At 70.4% G+C, this 23,235-nt stretch carries 21 protein-coding genes; 9 read left to right on the top strand and 12 right to left on the bottom strand.

Annotation, left to right across the window (positions count from 1 at the left end):
• Window positions 1-568: 568 nt before the first annotated feature.
• Window positions 569-4,156, bottom strand: coding sequence for a transcription-repair coupling factor (gene mfd / locus RWH44_RS13475; protein ID WP_316004956.1), 3,588 nt, complete (start codon window positions 4,154-4,156; stop codon window positions 569-571).
• A gap of 420 nt (window positions 4,157-4,576) precedes the next feature.
• Between mfd and RWH44_RS13470 the strand changes: the two genes are divergently transcribed.
• Together RWH44_RS13470 and RWH44_RS13465 are read left to right on the top strand one after the other, a co-directional pair.
• On the top strand, window positions 4,577-5,065 hold the full coding sequence (locus RWH44_RS13470) for a hypothetical protein (RefSeq protein WP_316004955.1): 489 nt from the start codon (window positions 4,577-4,579) through the stop codon (window positions 5,063-5,065).
• Window positions 5,066-5,172: 107 nt separating this feature from the next.
• Complete coding sequence (locus tag RWH44_RS13465; protein WP_316004954.1) at window positions 5,173-5,652, top strand: hypothetical protein; 480 nt, start codon at window positions 5,173-5,175, stop codon at window positions 5,650-5,652.
• 137 nt (window positions 5,653-5,789) lie between these two features.
• Here the strand turns inward: RWH44_RS13465 and pth are convergent, their stop codons facing one another.
• Complete coding sequence (pth, locus tag RWH44_RS13460) at window positions 5,790-6,374, bottom strand: aminoacyl-tRNA hydrolase (protein ID WP_316004953.1); 585 nt, start codon at window positions 6,372-6,374, stop codon at window positions 5,790-5,792.
• A gap of 108 nt (window positions 6,375-6,482) precedes the next feature.
• Window positions 6,483-7,121 carry a 50S ribosomal protein L25/general stress protein Ctc gene (locus tag RWH44_RS13455; RefSeq protein ID WP_298877247.1) on the bottom strand — a complete coding sequence of 213 codons (639 nt, stop codon included), beginning with the start codon at window positions 7,119-7,121 and terminating at the stop codon, window positions 6,483-6,485.
• A gap of 319 nt (window positions 7,122-7,440) precedes the next feature.
• On the opposite strand from RWH44_RS13455, the gene RWH44_RS13450 reads away from it, so the two are divergent.
• Window positions 7,441-7,566, top strand: a complete 126-nt coding sequence (locus RWH44_RS13450; protein ID WP_298877244.1) for a hypothetical protein — start codon at window positions 7,441-7,443, stop codon at window positions 7,564-7,566.
• A 246-nt stretch (window positions 7,567-7,812) separates the two neighbouring features.
• Here RWH44_RS13450 and RWH44_RS13445 read toward each other — a convergent pair whose 3' ends face one another.
• From RWH44_RS13445 to RWH44_RS13435, 3 genes are read right to left on the bottom strand one after another with little or no spacing between them, the layout of a single operon-like run.
• Window positions 7,813-8,814, bottom strand: coding sequence for a zinc-binding dehydrogenase (locus RWH44_RS13445; RefSeq protein WP_316004952.1), 1,002 nt, complete (start codon window positions 8,812-8,814; stop codon window positions 7,813-7,815).
• A gap of 18 nt (window positions 8,815-8,832) precedes the next feature.
• Entirely contained in the window at window positions 8,833-9,612 is a 780-nt protein-coding gene (locus RWH44_RS13440) for an SDR family oxidoreductase (protein ID WP_316004951.1), read from the bottom strand.
• On the bottom strand, window positions 9,609-10,997 hold the full coding sequence (locus RWH44_RS13435) for a GntP family permease (RefSeq protein WP_316004950.1): 1,389 nt from the start codon (window positions 10,995-10,997) through the stop codon (window positions 9,609-9,611). The genes RWH44_RS13440 and RWH44_RS13435 overlap by 4 nt, the downstream gene beginning before the upstream one ends.
• A gap of 140 nt (window positions 10,998-11,137) precedes the next feature.
• On the opposite strand from RWH44_RS13435, the gene RWH44_RS13430 reads away from it, so the two are divergent.
• The 6 genes from RWH44_RS13430 to RWH44_RS13405 all read left to right on the top strand — a co-directional run bounded on the left by RWH44_RS13430 (window position 11,138) and on the right by RWH44_RS13405 (window position 16,849).
• Window positions 11,138-11,833, top strand: coding sequence for a FadR/GntR family transcriptional regulator (locus RWH44_RS13430; RefSeq protein ID WP_298877229.1), 696 nt, complete (start codon window positions 11,138-11,140; stop codon window positions 11,831-11,833).
• A 41-nt stretch (window positions 11,834-11,874) separates the two neighbouring features.
• Window positions 11,875-12,387: a gluconokinase gene (locus RWH44_RS13425; RefSeq protein WP_316004949.1), complete on the top strand. Its 513-nt coding sequence runs from the start codon at window positions 11,875-11,877 to the stop codon at window positions 12,385-12,387.
• An 85-nt stretch (window positions 12,388-12,472) separates the two neighbouring features.
• A complete protein-coding gene (gene gnd, locus RWH44_RS13420; protein ID WP_298877223.1) occupies window positions 12,473-14,068 on the top strand; it encodes an NADP-dependent phosphogluconate dehydrogenase in 1,596 nt (531 codons plus the stop codon).
• Window positions 14,023-14,544 (top strand): VanZ family protein, encoded by a 522-nt coding sequence (locus RWH44_RS13415; RefSeq protein WP_316004971.1) that lies wholly within the window; start codon window positions 14,023-14,025, stop codon window positions 14,542-14,544. Before gnd ends, RWH44_RS13415 begins: the two co-directional genes overlap by 46 nt.
• Window positions 14,545-14,549: 5 nt before the next feature.
• A complete protein-coding gene (locus RWH44_RS13410) occupies window positions 14,550-15,284 on the top strand; it encodes a response regulator transcription factor (RefSeq protein ID WP_298877220.1) in 735 nt (244 codons plus the stop codon).
• 119 nt (window positions 15,285-15,403) lie between these two features.
• A complete protein-coding gene (locus tag RWH44_RS13405; RefSeq protein WP_316004948.1) occupies window positions 15,404-16,849 on the top strand; it encodes a sensor histidine kinase in 1,446 nt (481 codons plus the stop codon).
• Between the two features lie 36 nt (window positions 16,850-16,885).
• On the opposite strand, the gene RWH44_RS13400 is transcribed toward RWH44_RS13405, so the two are convergent.
• The 6 genes from RWH44_RS13400 to glmU form a co-directional block, all read right to left on the bottom strand.
• Window positions 16,886-17,362 (bottom strand): NUDIX domain-containing protein, encoded by a 477-nt coding sequence (locus RWH44_RS13400; RefSeq protein WP_316004947.1) that lies wholly within the window; start codon window positions 17,360-17,362, stop codon window positions 16,886-16,888.
• 20 nt (window positions 17,363-17,382) lie between these two features.
• Window positions 17,383-18,936 (bottom strand): FAD-dependent oxidoreductase, encoded by a 1,554-nt coding sequence (locus tag RWH44_RS13395; protein WP_316004946.1) that lies wholly within the window; start codon window positions 18,934-18,936, stop codon window positions 17,383-17,385.
• Between the two features lie 31 nt (window positions 18,937-18,967).
• Window positions 18,968-19,846 (bottom strand): FAD:protein FMN transferase, encoded by an 879-nt coding sequence (locus RWH44_RS13390; RefSeq protein ID WP_316004945.1) that lies wholly within the window; start codon window positions 19,844-19,846, stop codon window positions 18,968-18,970.
• 4 nt (window positions 19,847-19,850) lie between these two features.
• On the bottom strand, window positions 19,851-20,357 hold the full coding sequence (locus RWH44_RS13385) for an FMN-binding protein (protein WP_316004944.1): 507 nt from the start codon (window positions 20,355-20,357) through the stop codon (window positions 19,851-19,853).
• A gap of 404 nt (window positions 20,358-20,761) precedes the next feature.
• The gene (locus RWH44_RS13380) at window positions 20,762-21,796 is read right to left on the bottom strand and encodes a ribose-phosphate diphosphokinase (protein WP_316004943.1); all 1,035 of its coding nucleotides are present in this window, start codon (window positions 21,794-21,796) and stop codon (window positions 20,762-20,764) included.
• Complete coding sequence (gene glmU, locus RWH44_RS13375) at window positions 21,786-23,234, bottom strand: bifunctional UDP-N-acetylglucosamine diphosphorylase/glucosamine-1-phosphate N-acetyltransferase GlmU (protein WP_316004942.1); 1,449 nt, start codon at window positions 23,232-23,234, stop codon at window positions 21,786-21,788. The genes RWH44_RS13380 and glmU overlap by 11 nt, the downstream gene beginning before the upstream one ends.
• Window position 23,235: the final 1 nt, after the last annotated feature.

Below are 23,235 nucleotides of genomic sequence, written 5' to 3'. Positions count from 1 at the left end.
ACACCGGGAAAACGATGCTGCAGCGAGTTTGAAACTGACCAAAGAGAAACATCATTACTGACGTATCCATATGCCAACCCCCAAAAGGGCTGGTCTTTGATCCAAAGGAATTTCTCGCAATCCGAAGATCGACGAGGAATAAATTGGCATTTGACAAGTGCACGCTGTTGAGTTCTCAAGGAACGGACGCACCCACAGAAACAGTCATCTCGACCTACCCGTGAGGCAGTTCACTTCTTAGAAGACCACCCGACGCTAGGAGCTTCCCCTGTGGGATCTCAGAACGAGATCAACATCGTGGAAACCGGCCGGGTGACCGAACCGAAACATTACACCATCCGGTGTGGTTTCGGGGTGGTTCTCCGCTTGAGAGGACGCGGGGCCTTTCGGCCGCTCCGCTCTCCCCTGTGGGGCGAACAAGTAATAAGTTACGCGGGAATGAACGACCCGTCGAATCGACGCCCCCGCCCGGGCGTGTCGCTCCCGTCATTCCGCGGAAACACGCCGGAAATGACAGGGGCCCGGCCGACTCGAGGTCGACCGGGCCCCGCTCCGGACGTTCGCGCGCTCAGGCGGTGGCCGCCGCGGCGCTCTTCTCCGCCGGCAGGGGCCACAGCGCATCGAGAAGCTGACGTACCCACGCGATGAGGGTGGCGTCGTCGGCATCCTGAGGCAGAGGAACCACCATGGCGTCGCCTCCGGCGACCAGCTTCGCCTTGGGGTAGAGGCGCTGGAGACGCACACGCATCGACTCGGGGAGATCGGCGGGGGCGACACGCAGGTTGGAGCCCATCGCCACGACGTCGGCGAGACCGGCCTGCGCCGCACGACGGCGCAGACGCGCCACGGCGACGAGACCCTCCACCTCGGAGGGCGGCTCACCGTAACGATCGCGGAGCTCCTCGACGACGAGGTCGATCGCGTCGTCCTTCGCCGTCGCCGACGCGGCCGCCGAGAGCTTCTGGTACGCCTCGAGGCGGAGACGCTCGCTGTCGATGTAGAACTCGGGGAGCCGAGCATCCACCGGCAGCTCGAGGCGCAGCTCGGTGGGTCCGTCGACGTCCTCCCCGCGGAAGGTCGACACCGCCTCGCCGATCATCCGCAGGTAGAGGTCGAACCCGACACCGGCGATGTGGCCCGCCTGCTCCGCGCCGAGCAGGTTGCCCGCGCCGCGCAGCTCGAGGTCTTTGAGGGCGACCTGCATCCCGCTTCCGAGGTCGTTGTTGACCGCGATCGTCTCGAGGCGGTCGGCCGCGGTCTCGGACAGCGGCTTCATCTCGTCGTAGAGGAAGTAGGCGTAGGCGCGGTCGCGTCCGCGACCCACTCGTCCGCGCAGCTGGTGCAACTGCGACAAGCCGTACTTGTCGGCGCGGTCGATGATGATCGTGTTCGCGTTCGAGATGTCGAGACCGGTCTCGATGATGGTCGTCGACACCAGGACGTCGGCGCGACGCTCCCAGAAGTCGTCGACGACCTGCTCGAGCGCGTGCTCCCCCATCTGTCCGTGGGCGACGACGATGCGCGCCTCCGGCACGAGCTCTGAGAGATGGGCGGCGACCCTCTGGATGGAGGAGACCCGGTTGTGCACGTAGAACACCTGTCCCTCGCGCAAGAGCTCCCGGCGGATCGCCGCGGCGATCTGCTTGTCGTTGCGCGGCCCCACGTACGACAGGATCGGATGCCGGTCCTCGGGCGGGGTCGCGAGCGTCGACATCTCGCGGATCCCGGTGACCGCCATCTCAAGCGTGCGGGGAATGGGTGTCGCGCTCATGGCCAGGATGTCGACGTTGGTCTTGAGCTTCTTCAGCGCGTCCTTGTGCTCGACGCCGAACCGCTGCTCCTCGTCGATGATCATCAGACCCAGGTCTTTGAAGATCACCTTCTCGGTGAGGATGCGGTGCGTGCCGATGACCATGTCGACGGTGCCGTCGGTCAGGCCCGCGAGAGTCGCCTTCGCCTCTTTGTCGCTCTGGAAACGCGAGAGCGGGCGGACGGTGACCGGGAAGCCGGCGAAACGCTCGGCGAAGGTCTCGAGGTGCTGCTTCACCAGCAGGGTGGTCGGCACGAGCATGGCGACCTGCTTGCCGTCTTGGATGGCCTTGAACGCCGCACGCACCGCGACCTCGGTCTTGCCGAAGCCCACGTCACCGGAGAGCAGGCGGTCCATGGGGATCGGCTTCTCCATGTCGGCTTTGATCTCGTCGATCGTCTGCAGCTGATCCTGCGTCTCCGCGAAGGGGAACGCCTCCTCGAGCTCGCGCTGCCACGGGGTGTCGGGACCGAAGGCGTAGCCCTTCGAGGCCATGCGGGCCGAGTACAGCTTCACCAGCTCGACCGCGATGTCGCGCACGGCCTTGCGGGCACGGCCCTTGGCCGCCGCCCAGTCGCTGCCGCCCATCTTCGACAGCGTGGGGGCTTCACCGCCGACGTACTTCGAGAGCAGATCGAGCTGATCGGTGGGGACGAAGAGCTTGTCGCCGGGGTAGCCGCGCTTCGCCGGCGCGTACTCGAGGACGAGGTACTCCTTCGTCGTCTTGACCGCGTTGCGTCCGCCGCTGGAGACCTCGCGCTGCGTCAGCTCGAGGAATCTGCCGATGCCGTGCGTCGCGTGCACGACGACATCGCCGGGCTTGAGCTGTAGCGGGTCGACCACGTTGCGGCGACGGGATGCGAGCTTCTTCGCACCACGGCTGTCGGAGCCGACCGAGCGCCCGTAGAACTCCGTCTCGCTGATCACCGCGAATCGCGCCTCGACGAGCTGGAAACCCCTCTCCATCGGCGCGCAGACGACATGAGCCACACCGGGCTCGGGCGCGAGGCGGAGGTCGTCGACTCGGCGAGCCGCAATCCCCCGCTCCGCGAGCACGTCTCGCGCGCGATCGACCATTCCCGGTCCGGATGCCGTGACCACGACCGACCAGCCATCGGCGAGCAGCTGGCCGACGTGCGCCGTGGCGCCCTCGACGTTGCCCTGGAAGGACGGCACCGCGTCGGCTTTGATGCGCTGCGCGGAATCGTCTCCGATGACGAGACCCTCGTCTTCGGCATCCGCTGCTCCGGAGTCGAAGCCGCTGAGCTGCCACCAGACGCCCCCGCGCCCGCCGGCACGCTCGTGCAGGTCGTCGAGGGTCACGAAGTCGCCGGAGTCGAGGTCGACCGGGGTGTCGGCGCCGGCGGTCGCAGCCGACCACGCGGCCTCGAGGAATTCGCGGTTGGTGTCGCCGAGGGTCGTCGCGCGGGCGAGCGAACGCTCGGGATCGACGAGGGCGACGGCGCTTCCGCCCGGGAGGTAGTCGACCAGGGTGACCAGATCGTCGACCAGGACGGGGATGAGGGACTCCATGCCCTCGGCCGGGATCCCCTCGGCCATCTTCTCGAGCAGTTGGCGCAGACCCGGATACCCGTCGCGCAGAGCGACGGCGCGAGCGCGCACCCCGGCGGTGAGGAGCAGCTCACGGCTGGGGACGAGGGTGACCTCGGAGACCTCGCCGGGTAGCGATCGCTGATCGGCGACCGAGAACGCGCGGATCTGGTCGACCTCGTCGCCGAAGAACTCCACGCGATAGGGGTGGTCGGCGACGGGCGGGAAGACGTCGAGGATGCCACCACGCACCGCGAACTCGCCCCGTCGGGACACCATGTCGACACGGTGGTAGGCCAGTTCGACCAGCCGGGTGGTGACGCTCTCGAGTTCGTGCCCGCGTCCGCCGACGACGAGCTCGACGGGCTCGACGTCGCCGAGCCCGGGCGCGAGCGGCTGAAGGGCGCTGCGCACGGACGCGGTGACGACCAGGGGCGCCTCGCCGTCCCACGCGGCGATGCGCCGCAGGACGTCGAGACGGCGACCCACCGTCTCGGGGCTGGGACTCAGCCGCTCGTGCGGCAGCGTCTCCCAAGCCGGGAAGTGCAGCACCTGGGCGCCGGGGAGGACGGCCTCCAGTGCGGGCCCGAGGGACTCGGCACGACGCCCCGTCGGCGCGATCACCAGAACGGCACCCGGCCCGCCCGAGGCGCGACGACGCTCGATCAGACCCGCGATGACGGGGGCGTCGAGACCATCGACGAGGGAGAGCGACAGGTCGGCGGAGGACGCGGACGCGGCCTCGCGGTACGACTCAGCCTGCTCGAGGGCGCGGACGATCCCGGGAACTGTCACTCGGGAAAGTCTACGCGGGGCCACCGACACCGGGCGGGGCTGGACGGATGCGGCGCGATCGGTTCTGCGTCGCCGGGTCTGCATCGCCGGTTCTGCGTCAGCGGGCGGCGATGTCGACGGTGTCGGCGGCCTGCACCGGGGAAGGTCGGCCGCGAGCCCGGTGGCTTCGACAGGCTCAGCCACCTCCGCCGGAGAGCGTCAGTCGCCAGCCCGGTGGCTTCGACAGGCTCAGCCACCTCCGCCGGAGAGCGTCGGCCGCCAGCCCGGTGGCTTCGACAGGCTCAGCCACCTCCGCCGGAGAGCGTCGGCCGCCAGCCCGGTGGCTTCGACAGGCTCAGCCACCTCCGCCGGGGAACGGGCGGGCGTGAACCGGGAGCAGCGGCCGGGGCTGCGGGGACGGGTGCTGCGTAGAGTGGCGGCATGTCCTCCCCCAGCGCTCCGGATGGACCGGTGTTCGCGGCACCGAACGCCGCGCCGCCGGTCGGAACCCTGCTCGCACCCCCGCCTTCGACCCGCAGGGGGCGGCCGCTGGGCACATGGGCACTGATGCTGGCGCTGGTCGCGGGGGTCCTGGCATCCGCCGTCGCGGGCTTCGTCGCGTTCCGTATCGCGCGAGGCGCGGGGCCGGGGCTCCTGGCCGCCGGTCCGGCCACGATCGATCTGCGGGTGCTGTCGCCCGTTCGCGATCTCGTGCTGGTCGGGGAGGTCACCTTCTGGATCGCCACTGTCGTGGGCGTGACCGCCGTTGCGATGGGGATCGTCGCGACCGTTCGCGGCTCCGGCCGGGGGGCGGGCATCGCGGCGATCGTGATCGGCGTGCTCGGTCCCGTGGTCTTCGGGATCTTCGTCGCCCTCGCTCTGGTGGGCGGTATGGCCACACTGCCGAGTGGCACCGGGGTGTCGATCTAGCCGCGCTACCTCGTCGACGAGTGCGTCGTCCACCCCGGGAGCGGTGGTGACGTCGTTCCTAGGCTGAGGTCGGGCCCCGGCCCGTCGACCCATCCGAGGAGGATTCCGTGAGCAGCCCCACTCCCCCGCCCCACGCGCCCGACGATCGCGCCCGCGCGTATGCGGACGCGGGCCGGACGCCCCCGGCGCCGAGGTACGACGGAGGCCGGCCGTCCCAGAGCCTCGGGCTGATCGCCTTCCTGGCCGCGACTGCGGCCGTGGTCGTGGGGGTCGTCCTCGCGGTCCTGGCCGGCATCCAGGCCGGAGGACTGCAGCAGTACGCCGGGTTCGACGGACAGAACGACCCGACGACCTTCCCCGCGGACGCGTCGCAGAAGGCCATCGCCGCGAGCGTGCTCGGCATCGCCGCGTTCGCCGTCTACGGCATCTTCGCGCTCTGGGGATTCATCCAGGGCATCGTCGCCGCGGTCAAGAACCGCGGACGCGGGTGGGGCTTCGCCGCCGTCGCCATCTCCGTCCTCGGCGGAATCGCCGTCATCGTCGCGTTCGTGGGCGGCATCGGGATCGGCGTCGGCTCCGGCGCGTGATCCGTTCCGCCACGACGACGGCCCCGGTCCTGGTGGATCGGGGCCGTCGTCACGTCGGAGCAGGTTCGTTTCGCCGACGGCGGTGCGAGCGGACGACCGCTGGGACCCGGCGGCGGCGCGCGGATCGGGCGCGGAGCTCAGGCGCGCGGGGCGTGGAAACGCTGCTGAGCCGCGAGCAATCCCTCATCGACCAGGAGCTCGACGGCATCCGCGGCATCCGAGACGAGTATCGGCAGCGTCGTGCGCTCGGTGGCGCCGAAGGGGTCGAGCACCCAGTCGGCGGGGTCCTGGCGGCCCGCCGGTCGGCCGATTCCGACGCGAACGCGCGGAAAATCGGCGGTGCCGAGGGCCTTGGCGACGTCGCGGACGCCGTTGTGGCCGCCGTGACCGCCGCCGGTCTTGAGTTTGAGCGTGTCGAAGGGGATGTCGAGCTCGTCGTGCACCACCACGACGTGATCGGGGTCGATGCCGTAGAACCGCGCGAGTCCCGCGGCCGGACCACCGGAGACGTTCATGAAGCTGTTGGGCTTGGCCAGGACCAGCTTGGCCGCGCCCGGACGCACCCAGGTCTCGGCGACGCGCGCGTTCGCCTTGTGCGCGCGGAACGCCTCGCGCCGACGGGCGGCGAGCTCGTCGACGACCATCTGACCGATGTTGTGCCGGGTCGCCTCGTAGCGGGGTCCGGGGTTACCGAGACCGATGATGAGCCAGGTGTCCGCCATGGCGTCCATCCTTCCGGATCCTCGAGAGGACCTGCGTGAACGGCAACGAGGGGACGCGAAACCGCGTCCCCTCGTCGTCGACGGACCGCCGAGGCGGCCCGATCGGAATTACTTGTCGTCGCCCTCTTCGGCCGTCTCGGCCTCTTCGGACTGCTCCTCGGCGACCTCGGCGTCGGCCTCGGCGATCTCCTCGTCGGCGGCGATCGTGTCGAGCGGGACCGACACGCCCACGATGAGGGTCTCGGGGTCGGTGACCAGTGACGCGCCGGCGGGCAGCGTGAGGTCGGCGGCGGTGATCTGCGTGCCGTCCTCGGCGCCCTCGACGTCGACCTCGACGTTCTGCGGGATGTGGGTGGCCTCGACCTCGAGCGAGACCGACGTGGCGTCGAGCATCGCGATGGTGCCGGGGAAGGGCTCGCCGGTGACGACGACGGGGACGTCGACCTGGACCTTCTCGCCCTTCTTCACGACGATGAGATCGATGTGCTCGATGATCTGACGCACGGGGTCCTTCTGGACGTCCTTGACCAGGACGAGCTGGGCCTTGCCCGCGATGTCGAGGTCGAGCAGCGCGTTGGCGCGACGGATCAGCAGCGCGACCTGGTGGCCGGGCAGGGCGACGTGCTGCGGCTCGGTGCCGTGACCGTAGATGACGGCCGGGATCTTGCCCGCGGCGCGCAGACGACGGGCGAAGCCCTTGCCGAAGTTCTCGCGGAGCTCCGCGACGACCTTGTTGTCTTCCGACATGTTGTTCTCCTCGCGGGCTCGTGTCCCGCAGCTTGTGAGCGGACGGTGTCCGCACCTGTGTGGTCTGGATTCGACTCGAACGCGAGCGCGTGAGGAAAGCCGGGAGCCTGCATCACCGCGTCGATCACGGATGCCGGGTGCACCCTGCGGGCGCACGGCGATGGCATCCCTCGCCGAAGTACCCCGGAAGTCTAACAGCGACGGCCCGTCGTCTCGACCGGCTCTCTCTCACCCCGCTCGCGCGGGTCCGTTCGTCGCGGACGGGAGCACGCGACGGCGACGGTAGGATCGAGGGGCCACACCGACCCGGAGGATCATCATGGACAGCGGCTTCTTCTCTCACGTCGTGATCTGGGTCGTCGGCGGCCTGGCCGCGATCGGCGGCATCGCCGCGATCGGCGCGCTCTTCTCGCTCGGCCGCAACGCCTCGTACAAGAAGCACTGACCGGCCCGGGCGGCTCCTCTCGAGACCGTCACGGCTGCGCGGGCGTCGATTTCCCGCGTGGCCCCTTCTTCCTCGAGCACCCCTTCGCGATGCACCCCGCGTGGCGGGTTCGATTTCCGCGCCACGGCGTGACGCATCGACTCCCTCCGCGGGCGAGCGGCGCTTCGCGAGATGCGCTTCGTCTGCCGGACGCACGAACGCCCCGGTCGCCGTCCTCGCGGGCGGCGGCCGGGGCGTTCTCGTCGGTCAGAGGGCGAAGACGACCTTGCCCGAGCGCTGCGAGTCGCGCGCCGTGGCGAAGGCCTCCTCGGCATCCGTCACCGCGAACTCGTGCGTCAACGCGCTCTCGATGCCGGGGGTGGATGCCAGCAGCTCCACCGCGCGGTCGATCTCGTCGAGGAAGCGGAACGCACCGAGGTAGCGCACCTCCTTCGAGATGAAGGGCGCGAGATTCACCGGACGCGGGTCGTCGGGCAACATGCCGACCTGCACGACCGTGCCTCCGGGGCGCACGGCCTTCAACGCCGTCGAGATCGAGACGGGGACGCCCGAGCACTCCAGCACGACGGCGAAGGAGTTCGGCTCGACCGCCTCTGTCGACACGTCGATGGTTGCCGCAGCGCCCAGGGCCGTGGCGCGCTCGAGGGGCCCCGCGAGCACGTCGGTCGCGGTGACGCGCGCGCCGGCGGCCACCGCGGCGGCCACGGCCATCAGGCCGATAGGCCCTGAGCCGGTGACCAGCACCTCGCGGCCCGCGACGTCACCGGCCTTATTCAGCGCGTGCAGCGCGACGGCGAGGGGCTCGGCCAGCACGGCGCGGCGCACCGGCAGCCCCTCCGGCAGCACGCGCACCATGTCGGCCTCGACGATCAGGTACTCGGATGCCGCGCCCTGAGTGTGCGGCCAGGTCGAGGCGCTGCCGAGGTACGAACCGCCCGGCCACAGGTGCGGCGCGTTCTCGATACCCTCGCGCGGCGTGCCGAAGCGGGCGGGGTGCACCGTGACCGGCGTTCCCTCCGCGAGGGCGCCGGAGGGGTCGAGGTCGACCCGCCCCGAAAGCTCGTGGCCCGGGACGAGCGGCTCGCGCACCACGAAAGCGCCGTTGGCTCCTTCGTAGTAGTAATGCAGGTCGGAGCCGCAGATGCCGACGTACTCCACGCGCAGGCGCACCTGGCCCTCGCCGGGCTCGGGCACGGCGACTTCGCGCACGTCGGCGGTGAGCGCTTTTTCGATCAGCAGGGATTTCATCGGTGATCCTCTCCGCGGTCAGACGACCGCCGTCATCCCGCCGTCGACGAAGATGTTCTGCCCCGAGACAAAACTCGACGCGTCGGACGCGAGGAACAGCAGGGCTCCCCGCAGTTCGTCGAAGTCGCCCCATCGCGCGGCGGGCGTGCGCTGGGTCAGCCAGCGCGTGAACTCCGGATCGTCGACCAGGGCGCGGTTCATCTCGGTCGCGAAGTACCCCGGGCTCAGGGCGTTCACCTGGATGCCGAACCGGGCGAGGTCGGCGGCCATGCCGGCGGTGAGCTGTGCGACGCCGCCCTTGGTGGCCGAGTAGGGCGCGATCGTCTGCCGCGCCAGGCGCGACTGCACCGAGGCGACGTTGACGACCTTGCCCGATCCGCGCGCGACCATCGCGGGCGTGACGAACCTCGAAACGTAGAACACGCCCGACAGGTTCGCCGCGACGATGTCGTCCCAGTCGGAGACGGCGAACTCGTGGATCGGCGCCCGCCGCTGCACCCCGGCGTTGTTGACGAGGATGTCGGGCACGCCGACGTTCTCGAGCAGGTCGCCCACGGCGCTCTGCACCGCGGCGGCGTCGGTGACGTCGAACACCACCGCGTGCGCGGGGCGTCCGGACAGTTCCTCGGCCTCGGCGCGCGTCTGCTCGACGGCGTCCGCATCGCGGCCGTGCACGATGACCCGTGCCCCGCCGCGCGCCAGCGTCGACGCCAGCGCGCGGCCCAGGCCCCGCGACGATCCTGTGACGAGGGCGAGGCGGTCGGAGACGTCGAACAGGTCGGCGTTCGAGCCGGTCACAGGAGCGCGCCGATGCCGAACACGAGGAGCGCGGCGAGGAAGCCCAGCACCGACTCGATCGCCTGCTGCACCGTCCACGTCTTCAGGGTGGTCTTGACGTCCATGCCCATGAGGCGGCCGACCAGCCAGAAGCCGGAGTCGTTGACGTGACCGGCGAAGACGGAGCCGGCGGCGGTGGCGAGGGTGATGGCGACGACCTGCAGCGGCGAGAAGTCGCCCGCCATGACGGCCGGAGCGGCCAGGCCCGCGGCGGTGACGAGGGCGACCGTGGCCGAACCCTGCGCGAGACGCAGGATCACGGCGATGATGTAGGCCGCGACGATGACGGGCAGACCCAGGTCGCCGAGGCTGTCGGCCAGCGCGTCGCCGATGCCCGAGGCGCGCAGGACGGCACCGAACATGCCGCCGGCGCCGGTGATGAGGATCACCGAGCAGACGGGGCCGAGGGCCGAGTCGACGACCTTCTCGAGCGCGGTGCCGTTCTCGCCGCGGCGGAAGCCGAAGACCACGGTCGCGACGAGCACGGTGATGAGGAGGGCGACGGGCGAGTTGCCCAGCAGGATGAGCACCTGAACGAACGTGTTGTCCGTCGGCACGACGCCGGCGGCTCCGAGGGTCGTCAGACCCGTGTTGAGGAAGATGAGCAGCATCGGCAGCAGCAGGACGGCGATGACCGTCAGCGGCTTGGGCGGGTTGGCCGGCTGGTCGGTGTCGACATCGCCGAACAGGGCCGGAACCGGCAGCACGATGCGGCGCGCGATGAACTTGCCCCACAGGTAACCCGAGAGGTACCAGATCGGGAAGGCGATGATGAGGCCGACGATCAGGACGAGGCCGAGGTTGGCGCCGTAGAGGCCGCTCGCGGTGACGGGGCCGGGGTGCGGCGGCAGGAAGACGTGCATGACCGAGAAGGCGGCGGCGGCCGGCAGGCCGAACAGCAGGACGTTGTTGCCCGAGACGCGGCGCGCGATCGCGAAGATGATCGGCAGCATCATGACGAGACCGGCGTCGAAGAACATCGGGAAGCCGAGGATGAGCGACACGATGCCGAGGGCGAAGGGCGCCCGCTTCTCACCGAAGATGCGCACGAAGGTCTCGGCGAGCGACTGCGCACCTCCGGAGTGCTCGATCAGCCGTCCGAGCATCGCGCCGAGCGCGACCAGCAGCGCGACCGTGCCGAGGGTTCCTCCGAACCCTCCGGTCAAGGTGGTCACGATGGCCGACACCGGGATGCCGGCGACGAACGCCGTCACGAGCGACACGATGATGAGCGCGAGGAACGCGTGCACCTTCAGCCAGATGATGAGCACGAGGATGAGCGCGATCGCTCCCGCGGCGATGGCGAGCAGGGGCGCCGTGCCGAGTGTTTGGGTCCAGTCGTCCAAGAGATCTCCGTTGATTCAGGGTGGCGCGGCATCGGGCAAGCTGTGTGTCGACCCGCACCCACGGGTGAGTGAAGGAATCTTCACACAAAGATCGTATCTTTGACAAGGTAAGGTCGTACCTAACGACCTAAGGAGGGGTCATGGCGCGAGCGTCACACGGATCACTGCTGGACGCCCTCGGCATGCGCATCGTCGACGGAGAGCTCCCTGCGGGCCACGTCCTGACCCTCGCCACCCTCGAAGCCGAGTACGGCGTCTCGCGCACGGTCGTCCGCGAGGCCGTCCGCGTGCTGGAGGCGATGGGCATGCTCCAACAGCGCCGGCGCGTCGGCATCACCGTCCGCCCGGCCGCCGACTGGAGCGCCCTGGACACCGCGCTGATCGGGTGGCAGCTCGCCGGCAAGCGCCGCGACCAGCTCATCGCGAACACCACGGAGCTGCGCGCCGCGATCGAACCCGTCGCCGCACGGCTGAGCGCCCGTCGGGCGACCGACCTGCAGCGCGGGGAGATCCTCCGCCTGGCCGAGGAGCTCGAACGCCTCGGCGCCGCCGGCCTCGGCAACTCGCCCGAGTACCTCGCGGCCGACATCGCCTTCCACGACCTGATCCTCGTCTCCAGCGGCAACCTCATGCTCGCCGCCGCACGCGCCCCGATCGCCGCCGCGATCGAGGGACGCGCGATGCACGGCTTGACCCCCGGCATCCCGAACCCCGACGCGCTCGACAACCACGTCGCCACCGCCGTCGCGATCAGCCGGGCCGATGCCGACGCCGCCGAGGAGCACACACGGCTCTACGTCGCCGCCGTGCTCACCGAAGTCCGCCGCTCCATCTGACCCCTCCCGACCGCCCCCTTCCCCCGACGAAGAGAGAAGCAATGACCGTCCCCGTCCTCGTGTTCATGGGCCCCGCCGGCACCGGCAAGTCCACCGTCGCCGGCATGCTCGCCGGTCGTCTCGGGTGGGACTTCCAGGAGGGCGACGACCTGCACCCCGCCGAGAACGTCGCGAAGATGGCATCCGGTCATGCGCTGAACGACGACGACCGCTGGCCCTGGCTCGACCGCGTCGCCGCGTGGATCGACGGGCAGGTCGCCTCCGGCCGCCCGGGCATCATCACCTGCTCCGCCCTCAAGCGCACCTACCGCGACGTGCTGCGCCGCGACGACGTCACCTTCGTGCTGCTCATGGGCGACCCGAAGCTCGTGCTCGACCGTCTGCTGCGCCGCCAGGGGCACTTCATGCCGCCCGCGCTGCTCACCTCGCAGTTCGAGACCCTGGAATTCCCGGATGCCGACGAGCAGGCCATCCACGTCGACCTCGACCTGACGCCGGGACAGCAGGTGCAGGAGGTCGTCGACCGCCTCCACCTGGCATCCACCCCCTCCTGAAACACGCGCGGGCCGAGCCGATAAAGTGGCGGAGGCGGCCCGCGTGAGCCCGCCACCCACTTCGCACCTGAATACGGAGCAACGCATGACGTCGACCACTCCCCCGACCGGACCTTCGACCGACCAGGATCAGGCCCCCCACCAGGCCGCTCAGGTGCACGAGGGTGCGCCCGGCATCGAAGAGGTGGACCGCCCCACCGCCGAGGCCGATTCGCGCCCCGCGGGCGAAGGCGACGGCCGCGCCAACATCGGCGTGGTGGGTCTGGCCGTCATGGGCTCGAACCTCGCCCGCAACCTCGCCAGCCGCGAGGGCAACACGGTCGCGATCTTCAACCGCAGCCAGGACAAGACCGAGCACGTGCTCGAGCAGCACCCCGAGGCGAACTTCGTCGCCTCGTTCTCGTACGAGGACTTCGCCGCGTCGCTGTCGAAGCCGCGTACCGCGATCATCATGGTCAAGGCCGGGCGTCCGACCGACTTCGTCATCGACGAGCTGGTGAAGGTGTTCGAGCCCGGCGACATCATCGTCGACGGCGGCAACGCCCTGTTCACGGACACCATCCGCCGCGAGAAGGCCGTGCGCGACACGGGCATCAACTTCGTCGGAATGGGCGTCTCGGGCGGCGAGGAGGGCGCGCTGCGCGGCCCCTCGATCATGCCGGGCGGTTCTGACGAGGCCTGGGCCACGCTCGGCCCGATCCTGAAGTCCATCGCCGCGGTCGCCGAGGGCGAGCCGTGCGTGACGCACGTCGGCCACGACGGTGCGGGTCACTTCGTGAAGATGGTGCACAACGGCATCGAGTACGCCGACATGCAGCTCATCGCCGAGGCGTACGACCTCATCCGTCGCGCCACCGGCAAGAGCCCGGCCGAGATCGCCGACGTGTTCGCCGAGTGGAACCGCGGCGAGCTGGAGTCGTACCTCATCGAGATCACGGCCGAGGTGCTGCGCCAGACCGACGCCGACACCGGCAAGCCCCTCGTCGACGTCATCCTCGACCAGGCCGGCGCCAAGGGCACCGGAGCCTGGACCGTGCAGACCGCCCTCGACCTGGGCGTTCCCGTCTCGGGTATCGCCGAGGCGACCTTCGCACGGTCGCTGTCGAGCCACCCCGAGCAGCGCGAGGTCTCGCGCGAGCTGCCCGGTCCCTCCGGCACCGACGTGCTCGCGGGCGAAGACGCCGACGCATTCATCGAGCAGGTGCGTCTGGCGCTGTACGCGTCGAAGATCGTCGCCTACTCGCAGGGCTTCGACGAGATCCGCGCGGGAGCTGCGCAGTACGACTGGAACATCGACCTGGGCGCGGTGTCGAAGATCTGGCGGGGCGGCTGCATCATCCGCGCGCAGTTCCTCAACCGCATCGCCGAGGCCTACGACGCCGAGGCCGAACTGCCCGTGCTGCTGACCGCCCCGTACTTCGTCGAGGCCCTCGGCCGCGCCCAGGACGCGTGGCGCCACATCGTCTCGCTGTCGGCGGCGAGCGGCATCCCCGCTCCCGCGTTCAGCTCGTCGCTGGCGTACTACGACGGCCTGCGCGCCGATCGTCTGCCCGCCGCGCTGATCCAGGGCCAGCGCGACTTCTTCGGAGCGCACACCTACCGCCGCATCGACAAGGAGGGCACCTTCCACACCCTCTGGTCGGGCGACCGTACCGAGATCGAGGCGGAAGACACCCACTGACCATCGGTCGGTCGAGGCGGCGACGGGCACTGCTCGTCGCCGCCTCGTGCGTCTATGCCGCGGCGGTGTGGTGGATGACGCTGCGCCCCTCGATCTACGACGACCGCGTGGGTGGCATCCTGCAGCAGGTGTTCCGCGCGCTGGCGTCGTGGCCCGGCACGGCGTGGATCACCTTCGACGCGGTCGAATTCAGCGCCAACGTGCTGCTGTTCGTCCCCCTGGGCGTCCTGGCCGTCGCCTGGAGGGGCCGGTGGTGGCACGGGATCCTCCTCGGCCTGGCGACGAGCGCCGCGATCGAGACCACGCAGCTGCTGTTCCTGCCCACCCGGGTCGCCGATGTGCGGGACGTGGTCGCGAACACGCTCGGAGCGGCCGTCGGCGTGGGGATCGCGGCCCTGCTCAGCCGTCGGATCGCCGGCTCACAGCATTCCCATAAGCCTCGCCATAGAAAGCTCATAGATACGAGCGCACAATGAGTTCCATGACCGCGACCGCCGCCGCCCCCGCCTTCACCCGCCCCGACGGGAGCGCGCTGCGCGTGCTCGTCGTCGACGACGAGCAGATGCTCACCGACCTGCTGTCGATGGCCCTGCGCATGGAGGGCTGGGAGGTGAAGACCGCCGGCTCGGGCTTCGACGCCCTGACGGCCGCGCGCGACTTCGAACCGGATGCCATGGTGCTCGACATCATGATGCCCGACCTCGACGGCATGGCCGTGCTGCAGCGTCTGCGCCACTCGGGCAACGACGTGCCCGTGCTCTTCCTCACCGCGAAGGATGCCGTGGCCGACCGCGTCGCGGGCCTCACCGCCGGGGGCGACGACTACGTCACCAAGCCCTTCAGCCTCGAGGAGGTCGTGGCGCGCCTGCGAGGACTCATGCGTCGTGCCGGCACCGCCCTGACGCGCGACTCCGAGCCGATCCTGCGCGTGGGCGACCTGTCGCTGAACGAAGACAGCCACGAGGTCGTGCGGGGCGATCGCGAGATCGAACTGACCGCGACCGAGTTCGAGCTCCTGCGCTTCCTCATGCGCAACCAACGCCGCGTGGTGTCGAAGGCCCAGATCCTCGACCGCGTGTGGAACTACGACTTCGGCGGGCGCTCCAGCGTCGTCGAGCTCTACATCTCGTACCTGCGCAAGAAGATCGACGCGGGCAACGAGCCGCTCATCCACACGGTCCGCGGCGTCGGCTACATGATCAAAGCCCCCCAGTGACCCTGCCTCCCCGGCCGGCTCCCCCGGTTCCCCCCGCCGCACCTGCTCCTTCCGCGCCCGCCGCCGAGACCCGGTTCCAGCGGTTACGGCGACGACCCTGGACGCTGCAGGCGCGGCTGATGACGGCGGTCATCGGGATGGTGGCGTTCATCCTCGTGATGATCGGCATCTCCACGAGCGCGATCCTCAGCGGCGTCCTCTACGTCAACCTCGGGGCGCAGGTCGATGAGGCGGCCGCCTCCATCCAGCAGCGCACGATCTTCCAGAACTCCGCGGAACAGGTTCTGGCATCCGGGTTCTTCGATCCCGGCACGCTGCTGGTCATGAACTCGCGGGGTGCGGGGATCACCGGCGCCGTCGTGGGCGACGAGGGAGCCCGCGCCCTGTCGGCGGACGACCTGAGCCGTATCGCCGACAGCCTGCAGGCGGCGGAGGAGTCGAACGCCCAGACCGTCGAACTGCCCAACCTCGGCGAGTACCTGGTGCGCACCTTCCCCGCGCCCGGCGGCGACAGTCTCTTCCTGGTCGGCTTGCCCCTCTCCAGCGTCACGAGCACGATCGGTGCGATCCTCACGACCGTCGCCCTCGTCACCACCGGCGGCCTGCTGCTGCTCGGCGCGATCATCGCCATCGTCATCCGTCTCGGCCTCCGGCCCCTCCGCTCGGTCGCCGAGACCGCCACGCGCGTCGCGTCGCTGCGCATGGACCAGGGCGACGTGTCGATCACGGAACGCGTTCCGGCCGATCAGGTCGACGACCACACCGAGATCGGGCAGGTCGGCCTGGCCTTGAACACCCTCCTCGACCGCGTCGACGCCTCGCTGTCCGCCCGCCAACGCAACGAGGAGCTCATGCGCCGGTTCGTCGCCGACGCCAGTCACGAGCTGCGCACGCCCCTGGCATCCATCCGGGGTTTCTCGGAGCTGTCACTGCGCGCCATGCGTCAGGCCCAGGACGACGAGAGCCGGCAGCGCACCGCCCTCGCGGTCGAGACCACCGAGCAGTCGCTCGAGCGCATCCAGGCGCAGTCGCTGCGCATGACCACGCTCGTCGAAGACCTGCTGCTGCTGGCGCGGCTCGATGAAGGGCAGGAGCTCGTCTACGGCTCCGTCGACCTGACGCAGCTCGCTGTCGAAGCGGTGGGAGATGCCCGCCCGGCCGGTCCCGACCATTCGTGGAGCATCGACGTTCCCGACGAGCCCGTCGAGCTCGCCGGCGACGCGTCGCGCCTGCACCAGGTGGTCGCGAATCTGCTCGCCAACGCCCGCACGCACACGCCCGCCGGCAGTACGGTGACCGTGTCGGTCGCGCACGAGGGCGCCGAGGCGGTGCTGCGCGTGCACGACGACGGCCCCGGCATCGACCCCTCCGTCGCCTCGCAGCTGTTCGAGCGCTTCGCGCGGGCCGACCGCTCCCGCGACCGCAAGACCGGCGGCACGGGACTCGGCCTCTCGATCGCGCGCGCGATCGTCGACGCCCACAACGGCACCATCACCGTGCGGAGCTCTCCCGGCGACACGACGTTCGAGGTGCGCCTGCCCGCGAAGCCCGCCGATCCGGTGTGAGGGGTCAGGCGCAGCGCGCGTCGCGCGCCCGTCCCCTCAGCGCGCGCCGCGCTCGAAGCGCGTCGACCCCGGTGTGAGCCCCGCGCGGACGCGTGCCGCCATCTCGACGTCGAGCACGTCGTCGATCTTCGAGAGCGGATGCCACCCGAGGTCGGTCATCTCGCCGTCGACCGGCGTGGGCTCCCCCGACACCCACCGGCATGCGAAGACGAGATCGAGGTAGTCGGCCCGGTCTCCGTTGGCGTAGGTCACGCGGGGGATCTGGTGCACCCAGGCGAGACGGTCGACGTCGATCTCGACGCCCGCCTCCTCGGCGGCCTCGCGCGCGGCGGCGTCGGCGGGCTCCTCGCCCGGATCGACGATCCCCGTGATCGGGGTGAGCCGGCCGTTGTCGCTGCGCCGACCCAGCAGCACGTCGTTCCCGCGCACGATGACGGCGGTCACCCCGACGAGCGGGAGCGGCAGGGTGCCGACGCGTCGACGCAGGTCGAGAACGAAGTCCGGAGTGGGCACCGGCTCACTGTAACCGCTGGTCAGTACCCCGCGAACGCGTCGGTCGTGAGCGACTTGGCCTTCGCGAGCGTCGGTGCGAGCGCGGAGATGAGCCGCGGCGGGCCCGAGACGTAGGCCGCGCGCGAGGCGAGGTCGGGCACCGCCCGCAGGAGCGCTTCGGCATCCACGCGGTCGGGTCCCGCCCACGTCCACCCGGCCGGAAGGTCGTGCGGCTCGTCACGCGAGAAGACCACGACGGGGATGCCGCTGGCCGCGATGTCGTCGCGGAACGCCAGCTCCGCCGCCTCCGACACGACGTACACGAGGACGGCGTCGCGCCGCTGACCCGTCGCGGCGAGGTGCCGCAGCTGCGAGATGAGGGGCGTCACGCCGATACCGGCGGCGACCATGAGCACGGGAGCCGTCGGCCGTGCGGGCAGCACGAAGTCGCCCCAGACGCCGGTCACCGCGAGCGTCGAGCCGTGCTCGACCGCGGCGAGGGCGCGCTTGTACGACGACTGCGACCCGTCCTTGAAGGCGATGCGTACCTCGGGCAGGTCTTCGGGCGCCGAAGCGATCGAGAACTCGCGGCGCGTTCCGCGGCGGTCGGGTCGACGGTGCGGCACGTCGAGTTCGAGGTACTGGCCGGGCGCGAACGAGAACGGCCGGGCGGCGCGGAACGTGAGCTCGCGCACGGTGGGGGTGAGTTCGCGGCGCCGCTCGACGCGCAACCGCACGGCCGCGCGGAGGCAGAACAGGAACGCCACGAGGTTGCCCACCAGTAGCGCCCGCTCCTGACCGAGGGTGATCTCCCCCACCGCGAGCGGCCAGCCGGCCAGCGCCCCGACGATGACGGCCACGACGAACTGCTGCGCCCGGCGTGGGGGCAGAGTGAGCGGCTCCGACAGCATGAAGGCGCCGAGGAACAGGAACGGAGACGAGAACGCCACCTGCAGCAGCACGGTGGGCACATCCACCGGGAATCCCGCCGCGGTGAACTGGACGGTCGTGCGAACGAACGCCACGGCCATCGCCACGACCCAGAACGTCGCCACGACCGGCAGTTTGTCGGTGCGCAGCAGCAGGAGCACGCCCAGCACGAGCACGGGACCCGCGAGCCACGGCGACCCCACCCACCAGGCCGACGAGCCGAGATCGGGCGCCCAGATGCTCACGATCGTCAGGACGGTGGCGCCGGTCGCGGCGGGGTTGAAGATGTGACGCCCCCGCCACGCGAGCAGGTACTTCGACGCGGATGCTACGACCCCCGCCAACGCGAGGCCGGCCAGTCCCAGCGGCTCGATGCTCGGCCGCAGCACGAACAGCAGGATCGCCGCCGTGATGAGCGAGGACTCGAGGCGACGCGGCACCCGGAGCACGCTCTGCGCGACGACGTCGGTCACGGCGCACGCGGCGACGAGCACGACGGCGCTGACGACGAGCTCGAGCGGACCGGGAACGACGAGGCCGGCGAACGACAGCACGAGCGAGAAGAGCGCGAGCAGCCCCAGCGACGACAGGATCAGTCGATACATCGAGACGCGCCCGATCAGCCCGAGTACGCGGGTGGAGCCGGCGGTGAGCGTGGTGCTCATGACAGGGGTCCCTTCCGAGGGGTGAAGAGGATCAGGCGAAGATCTCGCCGGGGAAACCGGGTGACCACTCGACGCGTCCGTCGGTGCTCATGCGCACCCACGCTGCATCCCAGGATGCCGAGAGCTCGGGCCCGCCGTCGAAGAACAGCGCCGTGGCCAGGGCGTCGGCCCGCATCGCGGTGTCGGCGAGCGCCCACGTCGCCGCGTAGGCGCGGACCGGGGCGCCGGTGCGCGCGTCGAGGACGTGGTGCAGTCCGTCGCCCCAGGCGCGGCGGTTGATCGCCGAGGCGCAGAGGGCGGCGTCCTGCACCGTGACCACGCCGATCGCGCGCGTGGGGTCGTAGGGGTGCTCGAGACCGACGCGCACGGACGTGCCCCGCACGGCGAGGTCGCCCGAGGCGTCGACGAGGAGATCGCCGTCGAGGTACTCCGCAAGCACGTCGGCGACCAGGTCGACGAGGCGTCCCTTCCCGAGCGCGCCGACGTCGATCGTGGCCGGGGATGCGAGCGTCAATGCGCCGTGCGACCACGACAGGCGGTCGCGCCACGTGGCGACCGGTTCGGGCGCGCCCGCCGGCGTCAGGCTCAGCCGTGCGTCGTAACCCAGGCGGGCGAGGGCGTCGCCGACCAGCGGGTTGATCGCCCCGGCCGTCGCGACGTCGAGGTCGTCGTAGAGCGAGAGCATGGCATCCGCGTCGTCGGGAAGGGCGACGGATGCCGTGCGCCCCTCCGCGAGGGCGGTGACCACAGAATCCTCGCGGAAACGGGACCACTCGTGGTCGAACCGCTCGATCACGGCGGCCACCGCGTCGCGGGCGATCGGCGGCACGGGTGCGGCCGAGTCGATCGCCCACGACGTGCCGATCGCGTCGAAGGTCCAGGTGGATCCCGTCGCGGTCGGAGTGCTCATTCGGTCAGGCCTTCGCCTCGGTCTTGATGGCGTCGACGGCCTTGTTGAAGCCTCCGCTGGTCAGCGAGGATCCCGCGACCTTGCTCACGGAGATCTCGTCGAGCTTCTTGCCGACGACCTCGTCCTGGATGCCGCCGATGAACTCGCTCTGGTACCGCTTGGATTCCGCCGCCTGCGGGTCACCGGTCACCTCGACGGCTGTGACGGTGTCGCCGGCGATCGTCAGGGTCACGTCGATCGTCTCGACGCTCTCGGGGGTCGCGTACTGCCCCGTGGCCTCGTAGGTGCCGTCGGTGTAGGTGCCCGTCGAGGAGGAGCCGCTGCCGGTTGCGGCGCTCGCCTCTGCGCTCGCGCTGGGCGTCGACGAGGCGGCGGGAGCGGCCGCGGACTCGGCGGGCGCGGCGGCGTCGGTGGTGCCGCCGGAGCATCCGGCCAGGGTCACGATGCAGGCCACGCCGAGCAGGGCGGTGCCGATGCGGACGGGACGGGGTACGGCTGTGGTGCGGATCAAGAGGGTCCTCCTTCGGTCGTGCCTCGCGGCGCGTTCGTGCTCACGATAGGGACACGACCTTCACCGCTCCCCGGTTCACACCTTTGCGCGAGCTATGAGCGCAAGAGGTGCGCGCATCGCCCGGGAGGTCCCTGAGCCCGGCGCGGGGCCGGTGGCTTCGACAGGCTCAGCCACCTCACGTGCGCACCGACCCGCACCCCAGGCGGAGGTCCCTGAGCCCGTCGAAGGGACCGGTGGCCTCGACACGCTCAGCCACCTCGCGCGACCCGAACCGCCCCCCAGGCGGAGGTCCCCGAGCCCGTCGAAGGGACCGGCGGCCTCGACACGCTCAGCCCCCTCGCAGGGTGAAACGGACGCAGCCGCCTCCCCGCGGGGAGACGGCTGCGTCGTGAAGGGACGGGCGCTTAAGCGTCTCCGCCGAACATGCTCGTGACCGAGCCGTCCTCGAAGACCTCGTGAATGGCGCGGGCCAGCAGCGGAGCGATCGGCAGCACCGTGAGGCGGTCGAAACGCCGCTCGGCGGGCAGCGGAACGGTGTCGGTGACCACGACCTCGTCGATCGCGGCATCCTGAAGCCGTTCCGTGGCGGGGTCGCTGAAGATCGCGTGGGTCGCGGCCACGATGACCTTGCGGGCACCGGAAGCCTTGAGGGCCTGCGCGGCCTTCTGGATGGTGCCGCCGGTGTCGATCATGTCGTCGACGAGGAGGCAGGTGCGGCCCTTCACGTCACCGACGATCTCGTGCACCGAGACCTGGTTGGCGACCTTCGGGTCGCGACGCTTGTGGATGATCGCGAGGGGGGCGCCCAGGCTGTCGGACCAGGTGTCGGCGACGCGCACGCGGCCCATGTCGGGCGACACGACGGTGAGGGTCTCGCGGTCTTCACCGGTGAGGCCCTGCTCGAAGTGCTCGAGCAGCACGGGCTTGGCGAAGAGGTGGTCGACCGGGCCGTCGAAGAAGCCCTGGATCTGCGCCGCGTGCAGGTCGACGCTCATGATGCGGTCGGCGCCCGCGGTCTTGAGCAGGTCGGCGACCAGACGGGCGCTGATCGGCTCGCGCCCGCGGCCCTTCTTGTCTTGCCGCGAGTACGGGAAGTACGGCGCCACGACGGTGATGCGCTTGGCCGACGCGCGCTTGAGCGCGTCGAGCATGATGAGCAGCTCCATGAGCCACTCGTTGACCGGGGGGCCGAACGACTGCACGACGAACACGTCGCAGCCGCGGATCGACACCTCGAAACGGGTGTAGATCTCGCCCGAGGCGAAGGTGCGGTGCTCGGTGGGGGCGAGCTCGGTGCCGAGATGCTCGGCCACCTGCTTCGCCAGTTCGGGGTGCGACCGGCCGGAGGCGACGACGAGTCGCTTCTTGGTCTTGGCGACGAGCCCGGGGGCGATGCCGTTGTCGCGGTCGAGGTCTACACGATTCTTCTTACGAGCCATCGGCCGCTTCCTGTTCAGCCCGAGCCCGCGCGACCACGTCGGCCGCCGCGGTGCCCGGTCGGTTCTTCTCGACCCACCCCTCGATGTTGCGCTGGGGGGACACGCTGAGCGCCAGAGCACCGGCCGGAACGTCCTTGCGGATCACCGCACCGGCACCCGTCTTGGCACCGGCTCCAATCGTAACCGGCGCCACGAAGACGTTGTGCGACCCACTGTGCACTTCGTCGCCGATCACGGTGCGGTGCTTGGCGAGGTCGTCGTAGTTCGCGGTGATCGTGCCCGCGCCGAGGTTGACGCCGCGGCCGATCTCGGTGTCGCCGATGTACGACAGGTGCGGGACCTTGCTGCCCTCGCCGATCGAGGAGTTCTTGATCTCGACGAAGGTGCCGACCTTGCCCCGGACGCCCACGCGCGCGTTGGGACGGAGGTACGCGAAGGGACCGACGGTGGCCCCGGCCTCGACGACCGCGAGGGTGCCGTCGGTGCGGGTGATCGTGGCGTCTTCGCCGACCTCGCAGTCGAGCAGGCTGGTGTCGGGGCCGATGGTCGCCCCCGAGGCGATGACCGTCGCCCCGCGCACGTGCGTGTTGGGCAGGATCGTCACGTCGGGAGCGAGGGTCGCGGTCACGTCGATCCACGTCGTGGCCGGGTCGACGACGGTGACACCCTCGAGCTGCCACCGGCGCACCGTGCGGGCGTTGAGCGTGCGGCCCGCCTCCGACAGCTGCACCCGATCGTTCACGCCGAGCGCGGCCGCCGCATCGGAGGTGACGGATGCCGCGACGCCGAGCTGCGCGTCGCGCAGGAGTCCGATGACGTCGGTGAGGTACTTCTCGCCCTGCGCGTTCGCCGTCCCGACCAGCGCGAGCTGCTCGCGCAGCGGCGCTGCGCGGAAGACGTAGACGCCCACGTTGATCTCGCCGACCGCGGCCTCGTCGGCCGTGGCATCCTTCTGCTCCACGATCCGGCGCACGGCGTCGGACTCGTCGCGCAGGATGCGGCCGTAGCCGAAGGGCTCGTCGACGCGCGCGCTGAGGAGGGTCGCTGCCGTCCCGCCGGTGCGGTGGGTCGCGAGGAGTTCCGTGAGCGTGCCGGTCTCCAGCAGCGGCACGTCGGCGCTGAGCACCAGGACATCGCCGTCGAAGCCGTCGAGCGCGTCCAGGGCGGTCTCGACCGCGCGACCGGTGCCGGGAACGTCGTCCTGATCGACGATCACGACGCCCGGCGCCAGTTCCGCCACGGTCTCGGCGACGAGCTCGCGCTCGTGGCGCACGACCACGACGATGCGCGCGGGATCGAGGGATGCCGCGGTGTCGAGCACGTGGCCCACCAGGGGGCGACCACCCACCGGATGCAGCACCTTCGGGAGACGGGAGCGCATGCGCGTGCCCTGACCCGCAGCGAGGACGACGATGGCCAACTCGGTCGGTGATGTCATG

Source organism: Microbacterium phycohabitans, assembly GCF_032464935.1.
GTDB classification, from domain to species: Bacteria; Actinomycetota; Actinomycetes; order Actinomycetales; family Microbacteriaceae; genus Microbacterium; species Microbacterium phycohabitans.
This window is presented reverse-complemented; position numbering and strand designations above follow the sequence as displayed.